A 4,307-nucleotide genomic window follows, 5' to 3' on the forward strand; every position below is an offset into this window, starting at 1 on the left:
CAGGTAAAGACGCTGAAAGATACGCGGGGAGCAGAGTCACGCACAGCGCGTGAACAGCGCCAGCAGGCAATAGTAGAACTCAACAACCTCTGCGAGCAACTGCTCGACCTGAGTTTCGATGCTCTGGCAGCCTTGGGTAAGCAACCACCAGAATACAAGGCTGAGTGCCCGTTCCCAGGTCTGTCTTCCTTCGCGGATAAAAAATACCACAAGTTCTTTTTTGGGCGCGATGAGCTGATTAAAGACTTACAAAAGGAACTGGCGAAGGACAATTTCTTAGCCGTAATTGGCACTTCGGGTAGTGGTAAGTCATCGGTAGTGCTAGCAGGACTGATTCCTAAGCTTAAAGAGGAGGAGATCAGCCTCCAGTGGGCTTACATGACGCCTGGAAAAGAGCCTCTGAAGCAGTTAGAAAGACGATTAGAAAGATTATCGAAGCTATTAGCGCAACATTCAATATTAGTAGTAGACCAATTTGAGGAACTTTTTACCCTCTGTGACGATAAAGACAATCGGCAAGCCTTCATTAAAAAGTTATTAAATGTTGCCGAACAACGGAAAGTTGTAATCACGATGCGGGCAGATTTTTTGGGAGAGTGTACCTTCTACCCCGAACTGAGAAAGCGGATTGAAACTCGACAAAAATTGGTTGGGCCGATGGAACCTGCGGAACTGATTACAGCCATGAAGATGCAGGCAGATAGTGCAGGACTGCGCTTTGAATCTGGCTTGAGCCACTCGATTCTCAATGACGTGCAAGGGGAGCCTGGGGCAATGCCGCTGCTGCAATATGCGTTGCAGGAACTGTGGAAGCGACGGCGGGGACGGTGGTTGTGCGATGAGGAGTATCAAGCGATCGGTAGAGTCCAAAAGGCGATCGCTAAGACTGCCGATGATTTCTACAATAGCTTGTCAGTTGCTGAGCAAGAACAAGTCCAGAATATCTTCTTGCGCTTAACCCGCTTGGATGCAAGTGCCGTACCAGGCCAGAAGCGACGGGACACGCGCCGACGAGTGGAGTTAGAGGATTTGGTGCCAACAGGCGATGATCTAGCAGTGACAAGGAAGTTGGTGCAGCAGTTGGCTGGGGAAGGGGTGCGGCTGGTAGTTACCAGTCGCAACGAAGCTACGGGAAAGGAAGAGGTGGAAGTGGCTCATGAAGCTTTAATCCGCTACTGGCCGGCGTTGCAAAATTGGTTGAATCAGAACCGCAATGATTTGCAACTGCGAGAAACTATTAATCAGGCTGCAGAGGAGTGGCAGCAGCACCAAGAGCAACCAGACAAAGACATTTATCTTATCCATCAGGGGGGACGATTAGAAGATGCAGAGGTGTTGTGGAAGCACCCCAAATTTGTGCATCTTAATCAAGAAGAGGCGGAGTATGTTTTGGCTTGTGTCCAGTTGCGCGATCGCATTCGCAAACAAGAGGAACAGCGCAGAAAGCGTCAGCTTATGGCGGCTGCAAGCGCTGCTTGGGTCTTGGGTGGATTTGCCATTTTTGCTGGATTTAAGTGGCGCGAAGCAGAAATTCAGCAAATTCAGGCTTTTCTACAATCTACTGAAGCCCGCTTGGCTTCTAATCAGACACTGGATGCAAGGATAGAAAGTTTAAGAGCTGCCAAAGCACTCAGACAGTCATTCTGGCAAGCACTTTGGCCAGAGGCTGGGTTAAGGAATCAAGTAATGGGCAAGTTGTCCACCACAATTTATGCAGGGCAAGAATTCAACCGCTTAGAAAGCAATCAAAGGCAAATTTATAATCTAGCTTTCAGCCCGGATGGCAAGACTCTGGCTACCATTGGAACTGAAAGCTTATTTCGCCCAGTGTCAACTATCGTCCTGTGGGATATCTTTAGTAAGAAGAAGTTGACTGAGTTCCAAACAGATCCAAAAGGTATTAAAATCAATGTTTTGGGATTCAGCCCGACGAATAGCAAGCTTCTAGTCACTGCTGGAGCAGATGGGATCGCCCGTTTGTGGGAGACTACAGGCAAGCAATTGGCTATTCTCGAAGGGCATCAAGGTCAGGTCAATGATGTAGAGTTCAGCCCTAATGGCAAGCTTCTAGTCACTGCTGGAGAAGACAGGACTGCCCGTTTGTGGGACACCACAGGCAAGCAGTTGGCTATTCTCCAAAAAGAAAAGGATCCAAGACAAGTCAAAAGCGCCCTATTTAGCCCAGATGGCAAGCTCGTAGTTACTTTAGGAAAAGACAACGTTATTTACCTGTGGGACACTTCCGGCAAGAAGTTGCACGAGCTCTCAAACCATGAAGGCGAGGTCAAGAGCGTGGCATTCAGTCCGAATGGCACGCTAGTCACTGCTGAGGATGACGGTATCGTCCGCGTGCGGGACAAGTATGGCAGGCAATTGAGTTGGCGCAAAAAGCATCAAGGCCAAGTAAATAGCGTCGCGTTCAGTCCGAATGGCAAGCAGTTGGTCACGGGTGGACAAGACAACACCGCCTTTTTGTGGAACACCGACCATCTGTTGGACACTAAAGCCAAGATAATTGCTCTCGACAAGCATCGAGGAGATATCATTAACGTGGCGTTCAGCCCGGACGGCAAGCTCATAGTCACTGTAGGAAAAGACGACAGCGTCCGCCTGTGGGACACAAAAGGCAAGCCGTTGTTCGTCCTCAAAATGCTTCAAGGTGAGGACAAGAGCGCCATGTTCAGCCCGAATGGACAACTGTTAGCCACTGGTGGAAAAGAAGCCAGCGTTCGCCTGTGGGACACTACTGGTAAACAGTTTATCCTCCTTCACGGACAAAGTAAGGTCTATAAAGCGCAGTTCAGACCAAATGGCAATGACATAATCACTCTAGAAGAAGATGGTAAAGTCCGTGTCTGGGACAAGTCTGGCAAGCAGTTGAAGGCTCTCAACGGGCAGCAAGGGATGATCGTTGATGCAGAGTTCAGTCCAAATGGCAATATCCTAGTTACTATAGGAAAAGACGGCACTGCCCGTCTATGGGACATATCTGGCAAGCAGTTGGCTCTTCTCAACGGGCATCAAGGTAGCGTCAGTAGTGCAAATTTCAGCACAGATGGGAAGCTTATTGTCACTGCTGGAGATGATACCACTGTCCGTTTGTGGGACAACACAGGCAAACAGTTGGCTCTTCTCCAAGAGCATCAAGGTAGGGTCAATCGTGCAAATTTCAGCACAGATGGGAAGCTTATAGTCGCTGCTGGAGAAGATGGCACGGCCCGTCTGTGGGACACTAAGGGCAACCAGTTGGCTGTCATCAAAGGGCATCAAGGTAGAGTCTTTGATGTAGAGATCAGCCCCAATGGGAAGCTTATAGTTACTGCTGGAGATGATGGCACGGCCCGTCTGTGGGACACTAAGGGGAAGCTGTTGTATTTCCTCCAAGGGCATAGAGGTACGGTTTTTGCTGCGGAATTTAGTCCAGATGGCAAGTACATAATTACCGCTGGAGAAGACGGCACTGCCCGTTTGTGGGACACTAAGGGCAACCCGTTGTATGTCTTCAAAGGGCATCAAGGTAAGATCGGGAGTTTAGAGTTTAGTGCCAATAGTAAGTTCTTAGTTACGGGTGGAGAAGACGGTACTACCCGTCTGTGGGACACTAAGGGCAACCAGTTGGCTCTACTCAAAGGGCATCAAGGCGCAGTTGAGAATGCTGCTTTCAGTAAAGATGGTAAGTTTATACTCACTCATGGAGAAGACGGCACAGCCCGCTTGTGGAAGATTGGCGACATGGATGAACTCCTCGCAATGAACTGCGATTGGGTGCGTGACTATCTAAAGAACCCCAGTGTCGAGCTCAGTGAGAGCGATCGCAATCTTTGTAAGGATATTAGCCCTCCTAATAGTTCACCAAAAAAATAGTGAGCGTCAGACCGAAACGAGGACACAAGTCCTCTGTTGCGATCGCCCCCTAACAACCTCAAGACTTACGCATGCACGCTATATTATATAGCGTGCTAAAAATTCCGAAAGCTCGGAAAAATAAGTGAGCGAACGTCATAAAATTCACAATTTAACTGCTCAAAAAAATACCGATTATGTGAAAAAATTAGACAATAGACCTCTTGCAAAAATAAATAGGACGGGCAAGATGCCCATCCCACAAGAAAAAATAACTCTTGTGGGATGGGCATCTTGCCCGTCCCATCAATTGATGAAAAGGATTTTTGCAAGAGGTCTAATATATATAGCAATCCTAAATGATTTTCTCTATCTAGATCAATCCTAAATGATTTTCTGTGTGTAAGTATATTGACGTATTTTGGGGAAATCAAATTTATGTTCGTTAGTAAAAAACTCTCTCC

1 protein-coding gene is annotated in these 4,307 nt (G+C 47.8%); it reads left to right on the plus strand.

Annotation, left to right across the window (positions count from 1 at the left end; genetic code table 11):
• The coding region (locus tag QUB24_RS32900) for an nSTAND1 domain-containing NTPase (protein WP_333157752.1) at positions 1-3,864 on the plus strand (3,864 nt) is incomplete at its 5' end.
• Between the last annotated feature and the right edge of the window lie 443 nt (positions 3,865-4,307).

This window comes from Microcoleus sp. B9-D4, assembly GCF_036705105.1.
Taxonomy (GTDB): Bacteria; Cyanobacteriota; Cyanobacteriia; order Cyanobacteriales; family Microcoleaceae; genus Microcoleus.